The 23,654-nt window shown below is 66.0% G+C and carries 18 protein-coding genes; 15 read left to right on the top strand and 3 right to left on the bottom strand.

Translation table 11 applies throughout. The features are described 5' to 3' along the window. The 7 genes from QMC81_08310 (at window position 1) to QMC81_08280 (ending at window position 7,979) form a co-directional block, all read left to right on the top strand. Window positions 1–432: a hypothetical protein gene (locus QMC81_08310; GenBank protein MDI6907472.1), complete on the top strand. Its 432-nt coding sequence runs from the start codon at window positions 1–3 to the stop codon at window positions 430–432. A 67-nt stretch (window positions 433–499) separates the two neighbouring features. Continuing rightward, window positions 500–2,113, top strand: a complete 1,614-nt coding sequence (locus QMC81_08305; GenBank protein MDI6907471.1) for an ATP-binding protein — start codon at window positions 500–502, stop codon at window positions 2,111–2,113. Window positions 2,114–2,286: 173 nt separating this feature from the next. Then, window positions 2,287–2,904 (top strand): FmdE family protein, encoded by a 618-nt coding sequence (locus QMC81_08300; protein ID MDI6907470.1) that lies wholly within the window; start codon window positions 2,287–2,289, stop codon window positions 2,902–2,904. Window positions 2,905–2,932: 28 nt separating this feature from the next. Then, a complete protein-coding gene (locus tag QMC81_08295) occupies window positions 2,933–4,528 on the top strand; it encodes an ABC transporter substrate-binding protein (protein ID MDI6907469.1) in 1,596 nt (531 codons plus the stop codon). A 14-nt stretch (window positions 4,529–4,542) separates the two neighbouring features. Then, a complete protein-coding gene (locus QMC81_08290) occupies window positions 4,543–5,508 on the top strand; it encodes an ABC transporter permease (GenBank protein MDI6907468.1) in 966 nt (321 codons plus the stop codon). Next, the gene (locus QMC81_08285; protein ID MDI6907467.1) at window positions 5,498–6,346 is read left to right on the top strand and encodes an ABC transporter permease; all 849 of its coding nucleotides are present in this window, start codon (window positions 5,498–5,500) and stop codon (window positions 6,344–6,346) included. Before QMC81_08290 ends, QMC81_08285 begins: the two co-directional genes overlap by 11 nt. Continuing rightward, window positions 6,333–7,979 (top strand): ABC transporter ATP-binding protein, encoded by a 1,647-nt coding sequence (locus QMC81_08280; protein MDI6907466.1) that lies wholly within the window; start codon window positions 6,333–6,335, stop codon window positions 7,977–7,979. The genes QMC81_08285 and QMC81_08280 overlap by 14 nt, the downstream gene beginning before the upstream one ends. 35 nt (window positions 7,980–8,014) lie before the next feature. Here the strand turns inward: QMC81_08280 and QMC81_08275 are convergent, their stop codons facing one another. The 3 genes from QMC81_08275 to QMC81_08265 all read right to left on the bottom strand — a co-directional run bounded on the left by QMC81_08275 (window position 8,015) and on the right by QMC81_08265 (window position 11,642). Beyond that, complete coding sequence (locus QMC81_08275; protein MDI6907465.1) at window positions 8,015–9,697, bottom strand: FAD-dependent oxidoreductase; 1,683 nt, start codon at window positions 9,695–9,697, stop codon at window positions 8,015–8,017. A gap of 275 nt (window positions 9,698–9,972) precedes the next feature. Then, window positions 9,973–10,875, bottom strand: coding sequence for a diguanylate cyclase (locus QMC81_08270; GenBank protein MDI6907464.1), 903 nt, complete (start codon window positions 10,873–10,875; stop codon window positions 9,973–9,975). An 83-nt stretch (window positions 10,876–10,958) separates the two neighbouring features. After that, window positions 10,959–11,642, bottom strand: a complete 684-nt coding sequence (locus QMC81_08265; GenBank protein MDI6907463.1) for a hypothetical protein — start codon at window positions 11,640–11,642, stop codon at window positions 10,959–10,961. A 251-nt stretch (window positions 11,643–11,893) separates the two neighbouring features. Here QMC81_08265 and QMC81_08260 point away from each other — a divergent pair, with 251 nt between their 5' ends. The 8 genes from QMC81_08260 to QMC81_08225 all read left to right on the top strand — a co-directional run bounded on the left by QMC81_08260 (window position 11,894) and on the right by QMC81_08225 (window position 23,561). Beyond that, complete coding sequence (locus QMC81_08260) at window positions 11,894–13,588, top strand: hypothetical protein (GenBank protein ID MDI6907462.1); 1,695 nt, start codon at window positions 11,894–11,896, stop codon at window positions 13,586–13,588. A 113-nt stretch (window positions 13,589–13,701) separates the two neighbouring features. After that, window positions 13,702–14,631, top strand: a complete 930-nt coding sequence (locus tag QMC81_08255) for a heme o synthase (GenBank protein MDI6907461.1) — start codon at window positions 13,702–13,704, stop codon at window positions 14,629–14,631. A gap of 116 nt (window positions 14,632–14,747) precedes the next feature. After that, entirely contained in the window at window positions 14,748–15,212 is a 465-nt protein-coding gene (locus tag QMC81_08250) for a MarR family transcriptional regulator (protein MDI6907460.1), read from the top strand. Window positions 15,213–15,293: 81 nt separating this feature from the next. Next, window positions 15,294–16,397, top strand: coding sequence for an efflux RND transporter periplasmic adaptor subunit (locus tag QMC81_08245; GenBank protein ID MDI6907459.1), 1,104 nt, complete (start codon window positions 15,294–15,296; stop codon window positions 16,395–16,397). Continuing rightward, window positions 16,397–19,522: an efflux RND transporter permease subunit gene (locus QMC81_08240; GenBank protein MDI6907458.1), complete on the top strand. Its 3,126-nt coding sequence runs from the start codon at window positions 16,397–16,399 to the stop codon at window positions 19,520–19,522. The genes QMC81_08245 and QMC81_08240 overlap by 1 nt, the downstream gene beginning before the upstream one ends. Before the next feature lie 67 nt (window positions 19,523–19,589). Next, window positions 19,590–20,258 carry an efflux RND transporter periplasmic adaptor subunit gene (locus QMC81_08235; GenBank protein MDI6907457.1) on the top strand — a complete coding sequence of 223 codons (669 nt, stop codon included), beginning with the start codon at window positions 19,590–19,592 and terminating at the stop codon, window positions 20,256–20,258. Window positions 20,259–20,265: 7 nt separating this feature from the next. After that, a complete protein-coding gene (locus QMC81_08230) occupies window positions 20,266–21,852 on the top strand; it encodes a DHA2 family efflux MFS transporter permease subunit (protein MDI6907456.1) in 1,587 nt (528 codons plus the stop codon). Between the two features lie 113 nt (window positions 21,853–21,965). Further along, the gene (locus QMC81_08225; GenBank protein ID MDI6907455.1) at window positions 21,966–23,561 is read left to right on the top strand and encodes a DHA2 family efflux MFS transporter permease subunit; all 1,596 of its coding nucleotides are present in this window, start codon (window positions 21,966–21,968) and stop codon (window positions 23,559–23,561) included. Window positions 23,562–23,654: the final 93 nt, after the last annotated feature.

Below are 23,654 nucleotides of genomic sequence, written 5' to 3'. Positions count from 1 at the left end.
ATGTTTCCGTTCTTGTTAGTGGTTTACGGATGGTTCGAGTGCCTGGCCTTGGTGCTGCTGGTCCTGGCCCTGCTTGGGATCCCATGGATCTCGTCGCGGGTCGCCCTTATCGCGACGCTGCAATGTATCGGCGTAGGCGTCCTGCGCAGCCTGCCTCTGGCTTTTGAGGCCCATGCGGTGCTGGGCGTCATCCTGCTGGCACTCCTGGTAGCCTGGGTTTTCCGCGTCCCCGCCGGCAGGAGCCTGGTGGCCGGCGTCGGCGCTATGGCCCTGTTGGTTGCTGTAGAATTCGGAGTGATAGCTGCTGTGCATCCTTTTTTCGATCCCGCGATGAACCCGTTTATCTGGTTGTTGACGGGTTTACCGCAAGTTTTTGTACTCGTCACCCTGGCATTCGCGGCACGCAAACGTGGAATAGTGCTTTTCCGTTAAAGGCAAGGTCCCGTGGGATGATGGGGCACAGTTGCTGTGCCCCTTTTTTGTGCAGGAGTTGTAGGCGGTGGCGCAGGACACGATGAAAACCTATCATGACCTCTCCGAGGCGACTGAACTGGCCTGGGCGACGTACTGCCTGTTGTTGCTGTCGTGCGCATTGTCCACGCTGGGGTCGTTTGTCGATCAAAAGATCTGGCTCTGGTCACCTCCTACCGTGGACCTTGGGATGTGGGGCTTGTCTGTCGCCGGTTGGACCATCCCGCTGGGGGTCGTCACAGCGCTTTGTTTGATCAGCCGCTCAAGACTGATAACGTTTAAACTGACCGGGGTGGAACACCTTCTTTTGGCGGCGGTCGTCATTGGGTCCACCCTGGTGGCCGTTTTCACGGAGCAGTCGGCGCTGCTGAGCATCGTACCCGTCTTCCTGCTCGCCCTCAGCTACGGCAAGAGGGCTGGCATCGCCGTCGCCCTCTTCATTTCCGCTCTGCTGGGGTTCAAAAAATACGCGGTCGGGGACGTGCAGAACCTGGAGGCCTTCCTGGCCTCGGCCATTGTGCTTATCGCCATGGCCTACCTGGTGGGCGGGATGGTAGAGATCACCAGGCAGGCGCTGGCGCGTTCCAGGAGAGAGGCGGATAACCTGCAACGCCTGGTCGACAACATCCCGCTGGGAGTATGTGTCCTGAACGAAAAGGGGGAGAGGGTCTACGCGAACCCACTGGTAGGGGACATCGAGACCAGGCTCATCGAGGCCCGGCTGTCCCCGGCGGTTGTCGGGAAGGCGGGGGGCGTGGGATTGGATGAATTTGACGAGATAGAATTTGAAGGAGAAAAGTTCCGCGTCCACTTCAGCCGGTACCTTACTCCCGATGGTGAAAGCAGCATCGCGATCGTTGAAAACATCTCCGAGTACCTGAGGCTGAAGGAGGAGGTCCGCAGGGCCTCGTACCTCGCGGCCGTCGGCGAGATGGCGGCGGGGGTGGCGCACGAGATACGTAATCCGCTGGCGGCCATCAGCGGCTATTTGCAACTGGTCCTGGAACAGAAAGACGGGACGAAGGTAAGGGACGTCCGGCGCTACTTGGAGACAGCCTTGGAGGAGATCGGACTGCTGGCGAAGATTACGCAGGACTTTCTTGAGCTTGCCAGGCCCCAGGAGATAAAGAAAGTGCCGGTTAACCTGAACGATATCGTCGAGGGCATGCGTGGAGTGCTTGCAAACGAGGCTCTTCACCTGGAAGTGCGCCTATCAATAACCCCGGCCCCGGATCTGCCGGAAGTGGGCGCCGATCCCGGCAGCGTGAAACAGGTCATCCTGAACCTGGTCAGCAACGCTTACCAGGCGGTGGGCAAGGGGGGACGGGTGGAGATCAAGACGTACCAGGGCCCGCAAGACATTTTCCTGGAGGTCCGGGACAGCGGCCCGGGAATTCCCGAAGGGCTGAGGGAAAAGGTCTTTGTGCCCTTCTTTACCACCAAGGACTCGGGGACGGGGATCGGCCTCTCCATTTCCAAGCGCATCGCCCTGGACCATGGGGGAGACATCTACTGTTCCTCGCAGCCCGGGGAGACCAGGTTCATTATGAGAATCCCGCGCGGCGACCGGCCACTCGGCCGGGCCCGAAAGCCTGAAGAGGTCGAACGTTCAAACGTATTGCCGGTCGCGGCAGGAATTTAAACAATGATGACGAAGTATTCGCTGTGAAGAATGGCGGCAAGTAGCCGCTAACCGGTAAGACTTCAGCACCCTGGTTTTGGACGCCGAACCACGGAGGTTTGTATCCCGCTGAAGCGGGGGTCTCCGTGGTTTTTGTTTTGGTCAACACATTCGGACAAGGAGGAGAACGCGAAATGTGTCAAGTGTCGGATTGGGAAAGAGTCCTGGCCTTCCACGGCCACGCCTGCCCGGGTCTGGTCACCGGCTACCGTGCGGCCCTGGCGGCGCTGGAGCGGCTGCGGGAGATGCGGGCCGAGGACGAGGAACTGGTGGCCATCGTGGAAAACGACTGCTGCGCGGTGGACGCCGTCCAGGTCCTGACGGGCTGTACCTTCGGCAAGGGCAACCTCATCTTCCGGGACTACGGCAAGCAGGTCTTCACCATCGGCAGCCGCAAGAGCGGGCGGGCGGTGCGCGTCGCCGTGCGGAAAAGCGGGCAGAGCGACCCCTCCTATACGGCGCTGATGAACAAGGTGATGGCCGGGACGGCCGGCCCGGAGGAGCGGGAGGCCTTCGCCGCCATGCGGGAAGCCAGGATCCGCGAACTCCTGGAGATGCCGGAGGAGGAGTTGCTGGATGTCCGGGAGGCGCGGGTCGACCTGCCGCCGAAGGCGCGCATCTTCCGGTCGGTGGTCTGCAGTTCCTGCGGCGAGGCGGCGATGGAGCCGCGCGTGCGGATGCGGGACGGGGAGCCGGTCTGTATCCCCTGCGCCGATAATTACGCGACGCCGCTTGCGGGCGGCGGCAAATAGATCGAGTAGACAAGGAAGGTGTGCTGACATGCCGCAGCGTTGGATGAAGATCGTCACCCCGGTGCTGGTCCTGGCGCTCGCCGCCGCCCTGACCGTCGGCTGCGGGGGTAACGGTGCGCAGCAGCCCGGCCTGGGCCAAGGGGCGCGGACGGCGCCCGCGGTGTACACCATCGCCGACGACACCGGCGACTGGGGCTTCCCGAGCCCCTTCGCCCACTACGAGCGCGGCCCCGGCTACATCCGGATGAGCCTGCTCTTCGACACCCTGGTTTGGAAGGACGATAAGGGCTTCGTCCCCGCCCTGGCCGAGAGCTGGTCCTGCGACGGGAGCGGCCGGGTCTGGACCTTTAAGCTGCGCGACGGGGTGCGTTGGCACGACGGTCGTCCCTGCACGGCCGCCGACGCGGCGTTCACGTTCAACTATGCGAGGGAGCACACATACGCCTTTACGGACCTGACGCCGGTGCAGAAGGCGGAAGCTCCCGACAAGCAAACGCTGGTCGTGACCCTGGACGCGCCTTACGCTCCCTTCCTGGACAACATCGCCGGCACGCTGCCCATCATCCCGAAGCACATCTGGAGCGGGGTCGAGGACCCGGCGGCCTTCCGGGAGCCGGCGGCGCTGGTGGGTACGGGCCCCTTCGAATACGGCGACTACAATAAGGCGCAGGGCACGTACCGTTATCTCGCCAACGAGGACTACTATGGGGGCAAGGTGACGGTGAAGGAACTCCGCTTCGTGAAGATGGACGAGGGGATGACGGCCGCTGCTCTCCAGCGCAAGGAGATCAACGCCGGCTCCATCCCGCCGGAGAACCGGGATGTGCTGGCCGAGGCGGGTTTCACGGTTATTAAGAGCCCCTATTACTGGAACGCCAAGCTGATGATCAACCACCGGAAGGAGCCCTTCGGCGCGCGGGAGTTCCGCCAGGCGCTGGCCTACGCCATTGACCGGCAGGAGATCGTGGAAGTCGCCCAGCGCGGCCAGGCCATGGTCGGCAACCCGGGCTTCATCCCGCCGGACAGCGAGTGGTACGCCCCCGGTGCGGAGCAGTACGGGCACAGCCCGGAGAAGGCCGCGGCGCTGCTGGAGTCCCTGGGCTACCGTAAGGGGCCGGACGGCTTCTACGCGCGCGACGGCCGGCCGCTGGAAGTGGAGCTGCTCTGCCGCGCGGACCAGACCCGCGATGCGGAACTAATAAAGCGGCAGTTGGCACAGGTCGGCGTCGGGGTGGACCTGGTCTGCCTGGAGAGTAAGACGGTGGACGACCGGGTTCTGAAGTGGGACTTTGACCTGGCCGTCAGCGGGCACGGCGGCCTCGGGGGGGACCCCGTGCAGTTCAACCGCGCCGTGTTGGGCAAGGGCTTCAACAGCGCCCGCTTTGACGCCGACCCCGGGCTGGGGCAGGCGCTCAAGGCCCAGGTGCGGGCGACGGACGAGGCGCAGCGCAAGGCCCTGGTGCAGAAGGCGCAGGAGCTGTACGCGCGGGACGTCCCGGCCCTGACGCTGTACTACCCGGACCGGTACTGGGCGCATGACGGAACGGTGCCGCTGTTCTACACGCGCGGTGGCGTGGCCTCGGGCGTGCCCGTCCCGCTGAACAAGATGTCTTTCGTCAAGTGAGGTGACGGGCGGTCGTGCCCAGCCGCTGGCCGAGTTACCTGGTGGCCCTGGTCTTGATCGTGGCCGTTAATTTCGCCCTGCCCCGGCTGATGCCGGGCGACCCGCTGCAGGCCATCTACGGTGGCGAGATGCTCGTTGAGATGACCCCCGAGGCCTATGCCGCCCTGGAACGCCGCTATGGCCTGGACCGCCCCCTGGCGGAGCAGTTCCTGTTCTACCTGGGGCGCCTGGCGCGGGGGGACCTGGGACAGTCTTACTACTACGGCTGCCCGGTGCCCGAGGTCATCGGCGGGGCGCTGCCCTGGACGCTGCTGCTGGCCGGGAGCGCCTTCCTTCTCTCGTCGCTCCTGGGGATGTGGCTCGGCATCGAATCCGGCTGGCGGCGGGACAAGGCGGGGGACAGGGGCCTTTTGTGGCTGCTCGGCCTGGTGAACGGTTTGCCCGACTTCTTCCTGGGGATCCTCTTCCTGCTCCTCTTCGGGGTGCTGTTGCACTGGTTCCCGCTGTCCGGGGCGTTGACGCCCTACGCCGGGTATACCGGCTGGGCGCTGGCCCTGGACGCGGCCCGCCACCTGGCCCTGCCGCTGGCGGTGCTGACGCTGACCAACCTGACCGACCTCTTTCTCCTCACCCGCGGCAGCATGGTGACCGTCCTGGGTGAGCGCTACGTTCTGACGGCGCGGGCGAAGGGGCTCACTGACCGGGTGGTGCGCTACCGCCACGCCGGCCGCGCCGCCCTGGGCCCGGTCACGGCGCGCCTGGGGGTGCGGGTGGGGCGGCTGGTGACGGGGGCGGTCTTCGTCGAGGTCGTCTTTGCCTATCCCGGCATCGGCGGCCTGCTGCAGGACGCCCTGGCCATGCGCGACTACCCGCTGCTGCAGGGGCTCTTCCTTTTGATCACCGTTTCCGTGCTGGCGGCCAACGCCCTGGCCGATTACGCCCTGGTACGGGTCGATCCGAGGGCCGGCCATGCATATTAACTACTGGGGTGCCGTCAAGGGGTCGACGGTGGGGCGGGTCGGCGGGGGGCTCCTGCTAGCGGCGCTGGCCGCCGGGGCGGCGGCCCCGTTGTGGCCGCATGCGCCCGAGGCCTTCAGCCAGGCCGTTCTCCAGCCGCCCTCGGCCGCGCACTGGCTAGGGACCAACGACGTGGGCCAGGACGTCATGGCGCAGCTCCTGCACGGGGCGCGGCGCTCGCTGGCCGTGGCCCTGGCCGCCGGCTGCCTGACGACGGCCCTGTCCTTCCTCACGGGGGCCGGGGCGGTGCTGGGCGGGAGGCGCGTCGATGCCATGCTGATGCGCCTCACGGACGCTATGCTGGCCGTGCCCACGATCGTCATCGTGATCGTGCTGGCGGCTTACGTGCCGTTGCGCTTCGCCGGGCTGGTCCTGGTCATCGCCCTCACCGGGTGGGCGGCCGGGGCGCGCATCGTCCGCGCCCAGGTCCTGATCCTTAGAGAGAAGGCGCACGTCCTGGCGGCGCGCACCTTCGGTGCTTCGACGCGGCACCTGCTGTTCAGGCACCTCCTGCCCGACATCGCGCCGGTCCTGCTGGTGTCCTTTATCCAGAGCGCGCGGCGCGCCGTCCTGCTGGAGGCCGGCCTGGCCTTCCTCGGGGTGGGCGACCCGACGGCCGTCAGCTGGGGGATGATGCTGCAGCAGGCGCTCCAGTTCTACTACACCCCGGCCTGGTCCTGGTGGCTGCTGCCGCCGGGGATCGCCCTGGCCCTGACGCTGCTCTCTTTCCTCCTGCTGGGCAGCGTCCTGGAACCCCTGCTCGACCCGCGGCTCAGGAGAGATGAACATGCTGGAGATTAAGAACCTGACGCTGTCCTACGGGCAGCGTACCGTACTGCACAACCTTTGCCTGGACCTCCCGGAGGGGGCGTCCCTGGCGGTGATCGGCGAGTCGGGCGCCGGGAAGAGTTCCCTGGGCTTGGCCGTGGCCGGGCTCAGCCGGGGGAAGCCGAAGGGCCGCGTCCTGTGGCGGGGGGAGGACCTGCTGGCCCTGCCGCCGGAGGAGATGCGCCGGCGGCGCTGGACCGAGATCGCGCTGGTCTTCCAGTCGGTGGGGGACGCCCTGCACCCCGCGCTGCGGGTGGTGGACCAGGTGGCCGAGCCCCTGGTGGAGCACGGCCTGGCGGAGAGGGGCAGGGCCCTGGAGCGCGCGCGGGAGCTGCTGCGCGAGGTGCGGCTGCCGGCGGCGAAGCGCGAGGCCTTCCCCCATGCGCTGAGCGGGGGGGAGAAGCAACGGGCGATGATCGCCATGGCCCTGGCCTGCGACCCGCGGCTGGTCATTATGGACGAGCCGACCGCGTCCCTGGACGCCGGGACCAAGAAGGACATCCTGGAGTTGATCCGGCGCGTCTGCCGGGACCGTACTCTGATCGTCATGACTCATGACCTGGGCGCCACGGCCCGGCTCTGTGAGCGCGTGGCCGTGCTTTACGGAGGACGCATTCTGGAGGAGGGACCGGCGGAGGCGGTGCTCGGGCGGCCGCGGCACCCCTACACGCGGGGGCTGTTGCGCGCCTTTCCGGACATGACGACGACCAAGGACCTGCAGGGCGTGCCCGGGACGGGCGTTCTGCCTTCCGCGGGCTGCGTCTTCGCGCCGCGCTGCACCCAGGCGCTGGAGTCCTGCCGGGCGTCCGAGCCCCGGCCGGCCGCCGATGGGGACGGACGGCGGCTGGCCTGCCACCGCGGGGGGATCATCCCCGTCCTGCGGGTCGAGGGGCTGCGCAAGCGGTTTGGGGACACGCTGGCCGTGGACGGGGTGAGCCTGGCGGTGGAGGAGGGGGAGACCCTGGCCGTCGTGGGGGAGAGCGGGTCGGGGAAGACGACCCTGGCCAACCTGGTGATGGGCCTGGTGTCCGCCGACGCGGGCCGGGTCTACCTGGAGGACCAGCCGGTGGGGCGGAGGGGCAGGGAGTTCTACCGGGCCGTGCAGATGGTCTTCCAGGACCCGATGGAGTCCATCAGCCACCGCTTCGACGTCCTGCAGGCGGTGCGCGAGCCGCTGGACCTGCTCAACAACACGCCCCCCGGGGAGCGGCTGGAGACCGTGCGCCGCGCCCTGGCCGACGTGCATCTTCCCACGAACGACGAGTTTCTGGCGAAGTATCCACACCATCTCAGCCGCGGCGAGGCGCAGCGGGTAACCATCGCCCGGGCGCTGACCGTGCGCCCGCGGCTGCTGGTGGCCGACGAGCCGACCTCGGCCCTTGACGCCAGCGTTCAGGCTAAGATCATCAAGCTCCTGCTCGACCTGCAGGAGAAGCGCGGCCTGGCGTTGGTCCTCATCACCCACGACATCGCCGTGGCGCGCAAGGTCAGCGACCGCATCGCCGTGATGCAGGCCGGCCGCATCGTGGAGTGCGGCCCCACCGCCGCCGTGCTGTCCGACCCGCAACACCCCTACACCCGCTCCCTCCTCACCTCCGCTTCTTAAGTTTAAGTAAGGGGTCAGGCCCCTTACTTAAAAGGTTACTTTTCCAGGCGGGCGGCGCGGCCCGGCCAGGTGGCCAGCATCCGGCGGATCTCGGCCAGGTCGGCGGGGGTGAGGGCGGCCGGGTCGCGGCCGCGGACCAGGCAGTAGGCGGCGCCGGCGCCGGCGGCGTCCCCGCAGACGCAGAGATTGGGGATGACGCGCATCTCGCCCCAGGGCTCGGATGCGGTGCGTTGGGCGTAGCCGGGGATGATGAGGTTCGGGGCGTAGGGTGTGGTCAGGGCGGGCCAGGGCACGTAGAAGGGGTTGGGCGGGTCGCCGCCGCGCTTGAGGAGCAGTTCGTTCTCCTGCCGGCCGCCCTTGACGTAGGCGTGCAGGTCGACGCTGTAAAAGGCGAGGCCGACGCGCTCGGCGTAGCGCTTGCCGTCCTCGCCCCGCGCCCCGGCGGCTCCGGCGGCGCGCACCAGGCGGGGGGTGACGATGTAGTTGGTTCCGCTGGAATCGCTGCTGATCGCGGCGCGGTCGGTGACGGCGTGGACGGTCTCGCGCAGGTAGAGGACCTCGCCGACCACCGGGCGCCCGTTCTCGTCGCGCACCAGCTCTACGTTCTCGAAGCCGGGGAAGCGCCGCAGGGCGGCCAGGAATGCGGGGGACTGGATCTCGGCCACCGCCATGCGGTAGGCGGTGTCGGTGTCCCAGGCGTCCGGCGGGGCGTCGGCGGGCCAGCGGGGGGTGCCGCGGTCGAGGGCCTGCAGACGGCCGTCGACCTTGTGGATCATGAGGGTGTTGATCCACCAGGTGCCGCCGGCGTCCTCGGCGATGTTGTAGGGCTTGGTGGTGAAACGGTCGCTCTGTTTGTTGTACTGTCTGATCACCGGGTCGCGCTGCCAGACGAAGCGTCCGCCGCCCCAGCCCAGGAGGCTGAGGTCGGCGTCCCGCCCGTACTTGAAGTCGGCGCCGCCGGACGGGTCGCGGTAGGCGAGGGCGGCGTCGACGTCGAGGCCCCGGACCTTAAACATCAGGGTGGCCGTCTGCTGGTAGTTGTCCCCGGCGCGGTCATAGCGGCCGGAGGTCACGGGGACGCCGGCCAGGCGGGTCAGGCGGCCGGTGTCCGAGGCGTCGATGAAGAGGGCGGCGCTCAGGCGGCGCGGGGGGCCGGCCCAGTGGATCTCCAGGCTTTCCGGATCCCGGGCGACCGGGCGCACGTCGACGTGGGTGATCCGCCCGCCGGCAGCCGTACCCACGCTCTCGACCTCGTGGCGGAAGAGGATCGTAACGCGGTCGCCGCCGAGGCAGAGGAGGTCCTGCTTAAGGATTTCGGCCATGGCGGCGGTCGGGTAGCCCTGGCCGTAGGCGTCCAGCCAGCGGCGGAAGCTGCCCTGGGTGACGAGGCGGCCCTTCCAGCGGCGGATGTCGAAGTAGTTTTGCCCCCCGACGGTGCCGATGGAGCCCAGGGCGCTCTCGGGGACGACGAGGGCGACGGTGCGGTCGGCCGGCAGCCGGTAGGCGGCCTGGGCGACCGCGGCGCAGCCGGCGAAGCTGCCGCCGTAGACGACCAGGTCGTGGCGCGTCTCGGGAACCGGCGGCGGGGCCGGGGGATTGGCGCCTGTGCGTGGGCTGGCCGGCGGGCCGGCGGGCGGGCGGGCGCCGCAGCCCGCGAGGGCCAGGATCAGCAGGATGGCGATCAGGATTATGGTGCGGGCCGGCCGGTGTCGCAGCATCAATCGGCCTCCTGTACAAAAAAGAAAACCCCGCCCGTGTTCGGCAGGGATTGTTATCTCTTGCTGGAGTCCCTTTTACGTGTACCCCAGCCTTCCACGGAGCCGGCACGGGTGGATGCCGCGCCGCGGGGGCCCTCATCCCCATCATCCACCTGGGGGACCCCGCCAGCCTTGCTCGAGGCTGGTATCTCCACTATATCAGGCTGAGGTATTGCGCGCAACCCCCATGCCGGGTATCGCCGGGCGTGCAAAGTATTAAGTTCAGGGCCTGACCCCTAAGTTAAACCCCTGGTTAAAACGCAGACCCGGTTTCGCCCCTCCGCCTTGGCGCGGTAGAGGGCTTTGTCGGCCTGGTTGATCAGCGAGTCAATGTCCTGGGCCTCGGGTCCGGCGAGCGAGGCCACGCCGAAGCTGGAGGTCACGCTGACACATGCGCCGGCGGCGAGGGGCACGCTTAGGCGCTCAATGCCGGCGCGCATGCGCTCGGCGACAGCGGCCGCCTGGTCGCAGTCCGTCCTGGGCAGGCAGATGATGAACTCCTCGCCCCCGTAGCGGCCGGTGAAGTCGTAAGGCCGGCAGAGCGAGGTGAGGCAGGCTGCGAACTCGCGCAATACGAGGTCACCGGCCTGGTGGCCCCAGGTGTCGTTGACCCTCTTAAAGTGATCGATATCGGTGATGACAAGGGAGAGGTTGATGTTCTCCCGGGCCGCCCGGTTGATCTCGGTCTCCAGGCGGTCCATGAAGAACCGCCTGTTCAGCAGGCCCGTAAGGAAGTCGGTGGCCGCGAGGCGCCGGACCTCCCGCTCCAGCTCGATAACCCTTCGCCCGCTCTGCAGACGGTACCGCAGTTCTTCCAGGTCGAACGGCTTCTTGATGTAGTCGTCGGCCCCCGCTTCGAAGCCCGCGACCAGGGCCTCCTTGTTGTTCCGGGCGGTCAGGATGATGACGTAGATGTAATTGCCCTTCGGGCGGCTCCTAATCCTGCGGCACAGCTCCAGCCCGTCGACGCCCGGCATCACGAGGTCAAGGACGGCGATGCTGGGGGGGTTCTCTCCCTGCAGCACGTCCCAGGCCTCGTTACCGTCCCTGGCGAGGGCAACTTCGAACCCCCACTGGCTCAAAGAGGCCCGCAGGACTACGCGCACGGTGGCGGAGTCGTCGGCGACCAGGGCTTTCATCGTGCCGGAGATTTCCTCCTCTACAATGTTCCTCCTCATCATAGCATGGGGTCCCTGGGGAGTAAAACGTCATCGTGTTTAAATTAGGAAGGCTGGTGAGGCGCCGGTTGGCCGAGCAAGGCCTCGACCTCCGCCAGCATCCGCGCCCATTCTTTTTCGCCGGCGGCCAGCCGGGCGGAGACCTCGTTCACGGCCAGGGTCACCGCCGCGGGTGAGCGTCCAACCAGCCGCGCGACGGTGCTGGCGCTCAACCCGGCGAGGCGCACGGCGTAGTAAGCCAGCAGCCAACGTGCCCGGCTGGCGGCGTGTTCGCGCACCGGACCGGTGATGTTGGACACACTCACGCCGGTAACGGCGGCGACACTTCGGAGAACCGCTTCGGGGGCGGGACACATGCCGTCGGGGTCTCGCGTTGGCCGGCCGCCGGGGAATTCCTCCGTTTGCCCGTTTGCGGGGTTGAGGAGCAGGGACTCGCAGTCTTCGATTGATTTCATGCTATAGGACGCCAGGACCTCGCGGACGAAGGCGGTATGAACCCGTCCCGGGCCCTCGCCCGCGGCGTAATGGCGGTGGCTGGACCAGGGATAGTCACCGGGAGCGGCGGTAATACCGGCCCGAACCGGGTTCAGGTGAATGTAGCGGACAAGGGCGAGGAGGTAGGCGTCGTCGTCAACCAGAAAGGCCTTGTAACGGCCCTGGAAAACGTGCCCCACCCGCGCGTAACGGCGGTTGACGTGCTGGGTGTACGTTTGCTGCACCTTCTGCATCCGCCTCCTAAGCCTTGTTCGGGGTCGGCCGGCCAAGCGGCTTTTGTTGGACATACACAATAGGGAAGATTCTCCCTTTTTGCCGGGGTTTCCTGCCTTGGAAGGGTAGCCTCCGTAGGGTTTTTAAGTAAGGGGCCTGACCCTTTACTTAAAACCAGGTGTGTTTTGTGAAAACCAGCCGATTCTGGCAGGGAAAATGCTGGATTATGTCAAACCGAGCACTAGTTTTCTTGTTTTGGAGGGATAGGCGGGTGTGCCTGGGGCGGTGCGGGTATTATTATGTGATGTTTATCGGCGTAGCGATAATGGTCTTGCTGGCGGCGGTTACGGGGGCGTGGGCGGCGCCGGGCGAAGTGGAGTTGGTTGAGCTGGGGTCGTGGAGTGGCGAGAGTGTAAACATAAGGGCGGTGCAGGTGGCGGATGGGTACGCTTACCTGGCTGACCAGTCCTGGGGGTTGCGGATAGTCGACTTGACCGACCCTTCAGGGCCCTCTCCCAAGGCCCTTTTCTCAAGTATCGGCGCTCGCGATGTTTTCGCCGTGGAACAGCAGGTATACCTGGCTGGTACTGATGGTGTAAAAGTAATAAATGTTAGTGATCCTGCCAATCCGAAGCAAGTTGGGCGCTTTACGATCAGTGGGGGCTCGACCCGCGTATTTGGCGGTAACGGCTGGGCTTACGCGGTGGGCGGCAGTACCGTATACGCTGTTTACAATGATGACCTGAAGACTGTGTTCACCAGTAGTCGTTCGATCGTTGACGCCTTCGTGGCGGGCGATAGGGCCTACCTGACCACCAGTGGCGGCGACGGCTACTTTTTGACCCTGGCGGATGCGGCCGACCCTCTTGCTTGGCGGGCCTTGAGATCGGGCAGTCTCACCGCCGCCGGCCAGGGGGTTTTTGCCCGCGGCAGTCTGATATTCATTGCCACCGGAAACTACGGGCTGCGGATCAGGACGGAGCTGGACCTTTCTCGCGATCTGGGCGCCTTTGATACTCCCGGGTTTGCCTGGGACGTCCGGGCCGATGAGCGGTATGCCTATGTCGCCGACGGCATAGAAGGGGTGGCGGTCCTCGACATCGCGGACCCCGCAACGCCGGTGGAGGTGGCGCGGTACGACACCCTTAACGCCCAGGGCCTTTACGTCAACGGCCGCTGCATCTACGTCGCCGGTGGGCCGGGCGGCCTGCGGACCCTGCTCCTGAACCACCCGCCCGACGCACCGGAAGCCGTCTCGCCGAGGGACGGGGACACGGTGGACAGCCTGACGCCCGTCTTACGGGCGGCGTTCAGCGACCCGGACGGGGACGAGCCGGTGAGCGTTACCTGGCAGGTCTACGGTGACGGCCTTTCGGTGGAGTTCGACGGGTTTACCTGTGACAACGGCACGGTCGAGGCGGACGTTCCAGGAGACGTCCGCCTGGAGCATGGCAAAACATATTCATGGCGGGTGGGGTGCACCGTCCCCTATGAAGAGGAAGTTCTCTGGAGTGATTGGGCGTCTTTTGTTACTCCGGAGGCGCCGCCGCCCCCTCCACCGGCGGGGGACGACCTGCCGAATGAAGGTGACCCGGGCGAAGAGCCGGATCCCCCGGCGCAGGACGACCCACCGGGCGGAGACGACCCTGGCGAGGAACCGCCTCCACCGGCGGTGGAGCCGGATGAACCGGACGATGATCCGGAACCGCTCCGGCGTTATTCCGGCCGCCGCCACCGGGCGGAGCCGCGGAAGGTCGCCCCGCCCCTGCCGTTAAAGCTGTGCCAGCGGGGGATGATAACGGTCTCCCTCAACCCTTGCCGGGTATCGTCTCCGTACCCTGTGAGACCCCCGCTGCCGGTGCCGCCGTCTGATCCCGGCTCCGGGGCCCTTGACCTGCACCTCCCCGGGGGCCTGGTGGTTGGTTTTGCTGCCCCGGTTAACCCTAATATGGTTGTACGGCCGTAGCAGGATTAAGTCGGCCGGGGTCGAATACTAACGCCGTATGGGAGCTTGGCCGCAAGGCCTCCTGGTTTGAAGTAAAGTGCCTGACCCCTTACTTAAAAGGATGGGTTGCGGAAGTGGAAGACAGGCCGACGAATCTGAGCGCGGCCCCGGTGATCCGGCCGGCCGTGGGGCTTTCCACGTGGGACGTGCTCTGGGCCTACGTCCAGGTGACGAAGCCGGTCTCGGTCTTGCTGCTGGTGTTTACGGCGCTGGCGGTGATGGTCGTGGCCATGGCCGGCCATCCCTTCAGCGGCGCCCAGTTCGCTCTGGCCCTGGCGGCGGTGACCCTGGCCTGCGCCGGCGCGAACGCCGTCAGCTGCTATGTGGACCGTGACCTGGACGTTGCCATGGGGCGCACCCGCCGCCGCCCGGTGCCCTCGGGACGTATCTACCCGCCGGTGCGCGCCCTTTATTGGGGACTCTTCCTCTTTATCGTCTCCCTGCTCCTGGCCTGGCGGTTGAACTGGGTGGCCTGGGCCTGCCTCTGGGGCGGGATGCTGGGCTACGTCGGCGTCTACAGCGTCTGGCTGAAGCGCAAGAACTCCTGGAACATCATCCTCGGCGGCTTTTCCGGGGGGCTGCCCGCGCTGTTCGGCTGGGCGGCGGTGACCGGGGAGGTCTCCCTCCTGGCCCTGCTCATCGCGGCCCTGGTGGTCCTCTGGATACCGAACCACATCTGGAGCCTGGCCATCTTTTACCGTGACGAGTACGCCAAGGTCAAGGTGCCCATGCTCCCGGTGGTCTGCGACATCAAGAAGGCTCTGCACTGCCTGCTGATGACCGTGATCATGATGGCCGCCTGCTCGGTCCTCATCTATTTCGCCGGCGACTGGGGCCCGGTCTACCTCGCCACCGCCCTCGCCCTCGGTGCGGCCACCCTGGCCCTCAGCGCCCATGTCTACCGGCGTCCCACGCGCCGCGCGGCCTGGACGCTCTTCAAGTTCTCCAGCCCCTACCTCTTTTTCCTCTTCCTCGCCATGATGGTCGACACCTGGCTCTTCTAAAAACAAACAGAGGCTTGAATTTCTTCTTGACGGTGGCGTATCGTTTGCATATGATTTAGCCAGTGAACTATTAAGTCTTTTAAGTAATGGGCGACGGCGCGGAGGAGGGATGAGTATTGGATAACGACCGGCGCAACCTCTATCTGCGTGAGGCGGAGGAGCTCATCGCCCGGCTTTTCCGGCAGATGCATAGCCGGCACATGCGGTACATTCCACAAGGTCTGACGATGAGCCAGTTCGCGATGTGCAAGATAATGCACCATCGGGGACGGGCGACCGTTTCAGAACTGGCGGAGGAACTGGGTGTGTCTCTGAGCGCCATCACGGCGGCGGCCGACCGGCTCTGCGAGGCCGGCCTGGCGGCGCGGGAGCGCGACGCGGCGGACCGGCGGGTGGTCTGGTTGAGCCTGACGGAGCATGGGCAGAGGGTGATGGATGAGGCTCTGAAGCGGTGGCAGGATGCCCTGCGCGGGTGTTTCGGGCGCCTGCCCCTGGAGGACCTGAAGGCTATGTTGGAGATCTGCAGGAAACTTTTGCGGTTGGTTGAAGAGAGTCCTTCCGGTCAGTCCGCAAAGGCCTGAAAGGGAGGGTCGGGCACCTGACGCAGGACTTTTAAGTTAAGTGCCTGACCCCTAACTTAAAAGATGAGGGGGAGAGGGATGGTGGATAGACCGAAACGGCTGGTGTTGGCGGCCGTACTCGGGCTTCTGGTGCTGGGCCTGGTCCTGGCGGGCTGCGGCCAGAAGGGGCAGAATGAGGCCGCGAAGGACCAGGCGGTGCCGGTGGCGGTGGCCGAGGTGACCAAGGGCCGCCTGGACCGGGGCGATATCCTGACCGGCAAGGTGGCCGCCGCGGTGGAAGTCAACCTGGTGCCCAAGATGGCGGGGAAGGTCGGCCAGGTGCTGGTCGATGTCGGTGACCGGGTAAAGGCCGGGCAGGTCGTGCTGCGGCTGGACGCCCCCGAGATGGCGGCGGCGGTGACCCTCGCCGAGTCCGGCCTGCGCCAGGCGGAAATCAATTTCGATTCGGCGAAGAAGAACTACGAACGGGGCAAGCTCTTGCTGGAGCAGCAGGCCATCGCTCCGGCCGAGTTCGAGAACGCGTACCAGAAGCCCTACGATCTGGCCAAGGAGGCCTATGATCGCACCGCTCCCGCGCAGCTTGCCCAGGCCCGGGCCAACTATGAGAACACTATCCTGACCACTCCCGTGACGGGCGTGGTCACCGCGCGGAACGTGAACCCGGGTGAGTTGGCCTCGCCGTCGATGCCGGTGCTGACGATCGTGAACATCGACGCGGTGTTCGTGGAAACCACGGCCTCGGAGGAGCAGATCAACCGTCTCAAGCCCGGGCAGGAAGTCACGGTCCGGATAAAGGCCGCGGGCGATCAGAGCTTTAAGGGGACGATCGCCACGGTGAGCCCGGCGGCCGATCCTCAGACCAGGGCTTATCCGGTCAAGGTGCGGATCGCCAACCCGGACGGCGTCTTGAAGCCCGGGATGTTCGCCACTATCGATCTCGGCGGCGGCGGGGAGACGCTCATGGTCCCGCGCGACGCCGTGGTCTTCCGCGGAGAAAAGAGCACTGTCTTTGTCGTTGAGGGCAATCAGGCCAAGGTGCGTGAGGTGACCGTCGGCGAGTCCGACGGGAGGAACATTGCCGTGATCTCCGGTCTTGAGGCTGGAGAAAAGGTGGTCGTCTCCGGGCAGAGTGTCCTCAATGACGGGGCGAAGATCCTGGTGGCCGACCAGGAGGCTAAGCGCTGATGAAAATCGCCCATTGGTCCGTCCGCCGCCCGGTGACGGTGATGATGGTCATGCTGGCCATCATCATCCTCGGGCTGGTCTCCTTCGGACGACTCGCCATCGACCTGCTCCCCCGCATGAACCTGCCCTACGCGGTGGTCGTCACCAGCTATCCCGGGGCGGGGCCCCAGGAAGTGGAGCAGATGGTCTCCAAGCCCTTGGAACAGGCCGTCGGGAGCGTGGAAAACGTCAAGGACATCCTTTCCACGTCCCAGGCCGGGTCGTCCATGGTTATGGTCGGTTTCGACTGGGGCACCGACATGAACTTCGCCACTCTGCAGATGCGGGAGAAAATCGACCTCTACAAAGGCCTGCTTCCCAAAGACGTCGAATCCCCGATGGTGATGAAGGCCGACGTCTCTATGATGCCCGCGGTCATCTACGGCGTCACCGGGGACCAGGACCTGGCGACCCTGAAGCGGACCCTGGACGAGGTCGTCAAGCCGCGCCTGGAGAGGCTGGAGGGCGTAGCCTCGGTTTCCATCCAGGGCGGGGAGGAGCGGGAGATCCAGGTTCTGGTCGACCCGGCCAAGTTATACGGCTACGGCCTTTCCCTTTCCCAGGTCACCCAGGCCCTGGGGATGTCCAACCTCAACCAGTCCGGGGGCACGGTGCAGGAAGGCAGTAAGGACTTCCTGATCCGCGTCCCGGGAGAGTTCCGCGACCTGAAGGACATCCAGGATACGGTGATCAACACCCCCACGGGGGCGGCCGTGCGCCTGATGGACGTCGCCGAGGTGCGGGACGGTATCAAGGACCAGACCACGGTCAGCCGCCTGAACGGCAAGCCGAGCCTGGCCATTGTCGTCTCCAAGCAGCCGACGGCGAACACGGTCAGCGTGGTGCGCGAGGTGCGCAAAGCCGTTGCCGAACTGGAGAAGAGCGTGCCCGGCGGGTTGAGTTTCATTCCGGCCTTCGACCAGGCGGAGTTCATCGAGTCTTCGATCAACGGGCTGGTCAGGGATGTCTTTGCCGGCGGTTTCCTGGCCGTCCTGGCGATCTTCCTCTTCCTGCGCAATATCCGCACGACCCTGATCATTGCCACCTCGATCCCCGTGGCCGTGATCGGCGCCTTTACACTGGTCTACTTTACCGGCGGCACGCTCAACATGCTTACCCTGGGCGGGCTGGCCCTGGGGATCGGCATGATTGTCGATGACGCCATCGTCGTCCTGGAGAACATCTACCGCCGGCGTCAGGGCGGGCGGGACCTGATTGACGCCGCCACCTTCGGCGCCGACGAGGTCGGCGGGGCGGTCCTGGGGGCGACGACCACCGGGATCGCCGTCTTCGTGCCGGTCATCTTCGTCCAGGGCCTGACCTCGGAGCTTTTCGGGCCGCTGGCCCTCACCGTTTCCTTCGCTCTGGTGGCGTCCTACCTGGTGGCCATGACCCTGATCCCCGTGCTCTCGTCACGGCTGCTGTACCTGGACGGGAAAGGGGAGCCGCGGGGCATTGTGCGGCGGGCGCTCAAGGGCTTCGGCAGCCGCCTCGACGGGCTGAACGCCCGCTACGGACGGCTGCTCGACTGGGGGCTCAAGCGCCGCCGGCGGGTGGTGGGCATCGCCGCCGCCCTTTTCTTCGGCAGCCTGTTCCTGGTGCCGGTGGTGGGGACGGAGTTCATGCCCAAGATGGACGAGGGCATCGTGAGCATCACGATCCGGATGCCCCGTGGTTCCAGCCTGGAAGCGACCGACAGGGTGGTGACCCGGGTCGAGGAGATGGCCCGGGCTGTCCCTGAGATCGAGACGGCGATGGTCACCCTCGGCGTCGGCAGCCAGGAGGAACGCTCCGGGTTTGGCGGAGGCAGCACGGACCGGGCGATGATCGACCTGATGCTGAAGGACAAGAGCGAGCGACAGCGTTCGGCGGAGCAGGTGGCCGACCAGTTCCGCCGGGAGTTGGCCCGCTTTCCTGGCATTGAGTATAACGTTACGAGCGAGAGCGGGATGTTCAGTACGGGTGGCGGCGGCGGCCTGCAGATCAAGTTGAAGGGCGACGACCTGGCGGCCCTGGAGCGCCTGGCCGACCAGGCGGTGGCCCTTTTGAAGCAGGTCCCGGGCACGCGCGAGGTGGAGTCCAGCCTGGCGGAGGGGCGCCCGGAGGTCGAGATCGTTGTTGACCGGGACCGCGCCGGGGCCCACGGTCTCTCGGTCGCCCATATCGCCTCGGCCGTCCGTACGTCCGTGCAGGGCGAGGTGGCCACGCTTTACCGCGTCGGCGGGGACGAGATCGATGTCCGCGTGCGGCTGGCGGGGGACGCGCGGGAGGACGTCGCCGACCTGGAAGACCTGCTGATCACCGCCCCGAGCGGGGAGCAGGTGCCCCTCCGTGACGTGGCCGAGCTGCGCGTGGGCGAGGGCCCGACGACCATCAGCCGCGAGAACCAGGCGCGGGTGGTGACCATCAGCGGGAAACTGGTCGGGCGCGACCTGGGGAGCGTGATTAAGGACGCCCAGGCCAGGTTGGCCGGCCTGCCGCTGCCTCCCGGCTACACCATCGAGTACGGCGGCGAGGCCGAGGAGATGGCCGAGACCTTCGGCAACCTGAGCATCGCCCTGATCCTGGCCGTGGTGCTGGTTTATATGGTTTTGGCGGTGCAGTTCGAGTCCCTTGTTTCGCCGCTGGCGATTATGTTTTCGGTGCCTGTGTCGCTGACCGGCGTGGTCCTGGGGCTCCTGCTTACGGGGAAGCACTTCTCCGTGCCGGCCTTCATCGGCGCCATCGTCTGCGTCGGCGTAGTGGTCAAGAACGCCATCGTGCTCGTGGACTACATCAATATCCTGCGGGCCCGGGGGATGGAGCGCGAGGAAGCGATCCGCACCGCCGGCCCGATACGGCTTCGGCCCATCCTGATGACGGCCTTCGCCACGGTGTTCGCCATGCTGCCCCTGGCCCTCGGGCTGGGGGAGGGCGGCGAGATGCATTCGCCGTTGGCGGTGGTCGTGATCGGCGGCCTGATCTTCTCGACCCTCGTCAGCTTGCTCCTGGTGCCGGTGATGTACAGTATCCTGGACGATTTCGGGCGCTGGGCAATGCGGCGTTTGGGCTTGAGCCGGCCGCCGGAGGAAACGGTTTTAAGTTAGGGGTCATAAGTTAGGGGTCAGGCCCCAAACTTAAAAGTTTATCAGCGGATGGGAGGCGCATAACCGTATGGCCAAAGAAAAAATGAAGGTCGTCATCTGGGCGGTGCTGGCCCTGATGATTCTGTCCCTTGGCGGGATCACCTACTATTACTGGTACGAAAACCGCCATTACGTCAAGACCGAGGACGCCTATCTGGACGCCGCTCTGGTTCGGGTCAGCCCGCTGGTGTCCGGAAAAATCCTGGAGCTTTACGCCGACGAGGGCCAGAGGGTCGAAGCCGGTCAGGCAATGGCGCGGCTCGATGACGCCGCCTTGCCGCCGGGGACCAACCCCGACCTGACGGTGGTGCGCGCCCCGGCGGCCGGGACGGTCGTAAAAAAGATGGCCAATGAGGGCGAGATGGCGGTCCCCGGCCAGGCGATGTTTATGATCGCCGACCTGGATAACGTGTACCTCACGGTGAACGTGGAGGAAAAGAAGCTGGACCGGGTGCGGCCCGGGCAGCGGGTGGACTTCACCCTGGACGGCGTCCCGGGGCGGACCTTCCGCGGCACGGTGGACAGCGTCGGCCGGGCCACGGCGTCCACCTTCTCCCTCCTGCCCTCGCGGAGCACCAGCGGGACCTTCATCAAGGTCGTGCAGCGGGTGCCGGTGAAGGTCGTCTTCCCGGTTCCGCAGGATACCGAACTCACGGTCGGGATGAGCGCCGCGGTCCGGATCCACCTGAAGGGATAGGGGAGCAATGCGTCAGGACGAAGCGCATATCCCCTGGCTATCCCTTTCCGTCCTTGTCCTGGGCGGGTTTATGGCCATGCTGCAGGCCAGCGCGGTCAACGTAGCCATCCCCCGTCTGATGGCCGTCTTCAACACCTCGGCGGGCGAGATCCAGTGGGTGCTCACGGCCTACATGCTGGTTTCGGGGGTGGTCATACCGGTCTCGGGCTACCTGGGCGACCGCTTCGGTTACAAGCGGGTGTACATCCTGGCGCTCGTGCTTTTTATGCTGGGCTCGGGGCTGGCGGGGCTGTCCTGGAACGTTAATTCCATCATCGCCGCGCGCGTCATCCAGGCCGTCGGCGGCGGGATCGTGATGCCCATCAGCATGGCCCTCCTCTACCGGATGGTGCCGATACAGAAGATCGGCGTCGCGCTGGGCACCCTGGGCCTGGCTTTCGTTATGGCTCCGGCCATAGGCCCGACGGTCGGGGGTTACATCGTTGACTACCTGGGCTGGCGGCTGGTGTTTTACCTTAACCTCCCGGTGGGGCTGATCGCCCTGCCGCTGACGGTTCTCCTGCTCCCGTCCACCCCGGGGCGGGATGGGCTGAAGTTCGACCTCCCGGGCTTCGTCCTGGCCGTCACCGGCTGCTTTTGCCTGCTCCTGGCTCTCACCAAGGGCGCGGACTGGGGCTGGGGCTCGCAGGGGATCGTGACCCTGTTCGTCACCGCCATCTTCACCCTGACGCTGTTCACCCTGTGGGAGCTGGCATCGCCCGAGCCCATGCTCGACGTGCGGCTGTTCACCAACCCGGTGCTGACGATGAGCACGCTGGCCACCGGCCTGGCCTCGGTGGCCTTGTTCGGGGCCGTTTTTCTCGTGCCGCTCTACACCCAGAACGTGCAGGGCTATTCCCCGCTGCAGACCGGGCTTATCCTGCTGCCGGCGGCTCTGGTTTCCGGCGTGATCATGCCCTTCGCCGGGCGGCTCTTCGACCGGCTGGGGGCCGCCCCCCTCGGGGTGATGGGCCTGAGCGTGGTGACGGTCACCACTTACCTGCTGCACGCCCTGACGCCGGATATGCCGGCCCGCCATCTGCAGTACATCCTGGCCGTGCGCAGCGTCGGCCTGGGCCTCTGCATGATGCCGATCTCCACGGCGGGCATGAATACTGTGCCCAAGGCGCTGGTCGGCCAGGCCTCGGCGCTGACGAACACCGTCCGCCAGATCGCGGCCTCCTTCGGCATCGCCTACATGACGCACGTCCTGGTAACGCGGCAGGCCTTTCACGCCGAGCGGCTGGCCGAGGCCGTGGCGGTAGGGACGCCGTCCGCGGCGGCGGTCCAGCAGTTGGGCGCGCTGGGCGGGGGGCCGGGGGTCGCCCTCTCGGCCGTCGACGGCCTGGTGCAGCGGCAGGCCATGGTCGCCGGCATGGGGGAGACCTTCCTGGTGGCGGCGGCCCTGGCCGCGGCGACCATCCCCTTTATCTTCTTCCTGGGCAAGCGCCGGGTGGAGGCCACGCGGTACCGCGAGGAGGAGAAGTGGAGAGCGTGGGGCGGGCGAGCGGCCGTGGGGGCCGCGCGGAGAGCCCCGGCCGTGGAAACAGGCTAGTTTTAAGTTATGGGTCAGGTTTAAGTTACGGGTCAGGCACCGAACTTAAAATTGGGGTAGTACCGGAATAAGGGCGGTGAGAACCGATGTCTCCGATGGAAGGCGGTCCACCTGTGACCGGTACGGGCGGTCCCCCCGCCGCGGTCTCCTCCGGCCGGGTTCCCTGGGCGGCGTTGCTGGTCCTGATGCTGGGGACCTTTATGGGTGTCCTGGACGCCAGCATCGTCAACGTCGCCCTGCCCCGCATCATGGCCATCTTTAACACCAGTTACGACCATATCCAGTGGGTGATGACCATTTACTTGCTTGTCGGCGGGGTGGTCATCCCCATCACCGGTTACCTGGGAGACCGGTACGGCTACAAGCTGCTCTACGCGCTGGCCCTGGTCTTCTTCACCGTGGCCTCCGGCCTGTGCGGCCTGGCCTGGAGCGCCGACGCCCTGATCGGGGCGCGGGCCTTTCAGGCCATCGGGGGCGGCATGGTCATCCCGCTCTCGCAGGCCATCATCTACCAGATCGTGCCCCGCGATAAGATCGGGATAGCGATGGGCGTCTGGGGCCTGACCATGACCGTGGCGCCGGCCGTCGGTCCCACCCTGGGCGGGTACCTGGTCGACAACTTCTCCTGGCGCCTCATCTTCTACATTAACCTGCCCGTCGGCTTGATTAACGTCTTCCTGGTCGCGTTTATACTCAAGGAACTCCAGCGGCAGCCGGGCCTGAAGTTCGATTTCCCGGGGTTTTTGCTCTGCGGCGCCGGTTGCTTCTGTCTCCTGTTGGCCCTCAGCGAGGGGCAGAACAAGGGCTGGGGGTCGCAGTACATCGTCACCCTGCTGGCCGTCAGCTTCTTCACACTTTTACTCTTCGCCCTCTGGGAACTGTACACCGACCACCCGATGCTCGATGTCCGCCTGTTGCGCAACCGGGTGCTGACGGCGAGCATCATCGCGCTCTCCCTGTGTTCCATCGCGATGTTCGGGGCGATCTTCCTGGTACCCATTTTCGCCCAGAACGTCCAGGGCTACACCCCGATGCAGACGGGATTGATCATGATGCCCATGGCTCTGGCCGGCGGCCTGGTCATGCCACTGTGCGGGAAGATTTTTGACAAATTCGGGGCCCTGCCTCCGTCCCTCTTCGGGCTGGCCATCGTCTTCTGGACGACCTATGAGTTGCATAACCTGGACGCCGATACGCCGATGCGCTGGCTGCAGGCCTGGCTGGTCCTGCGCGGGGTCGGTATGGGCTTCGCGATGATGCCGATCATGACCGCGGGGATGAACACCGTCCCGAAGTTCCTGGTGGGGCGGGCCTCGGCCCTGACGAACGTCTGCCGCCAGATCGCGACCTCTTTCGGGATCGCCGTTCTGACCTACATGCTGGTGCAGCGCCAGGCCTTCCACACCGTCCGCCTGGCGGAGGCCACCGACATCGGCCGGCCGGCGGTCGACATCGGGATGGGCCAGGTCACGGCCTACCTTTCCGGGGCCCTGGGTGCGGTGACGGCGAAAACGGCCGCGCCGGGCGCCGTCTGGGGGGTGCTGATGCAGAAGGCGACCGTCCTGGCCGTGGGCGATACCTTTGTCTTCTTCGCGATGATGGCCCTGCCGACGTTCTTCTTTGTCCTGTTCCTGAGCCGGATGCGGGTGGAAGCTGCACGCCGGGCTGAGGAAAGGCGGTTTGGGCGGGGCACTGGTGTAATTGGGTAGTGACGCGGCGCGGATAAAGTGGTAATTTATTGGGGTTAAGGGTCAGCCCCCTGCTCTTGAGTTTTTGAGTTAGGTGCCTGACCCGTTTCTTAC

This window comes from Thermoanaerobacterales bacterium, from assembly GCA_030019475.1.
Taxonomy (GTDB): Bacteria; Bacillota; Desulfotomaculia; order Desulfotomaculales; family JASEER01; genus JASEER01.
This window is presented reverse-complemented; position numbering and strand designations above follow the sequence as displayed.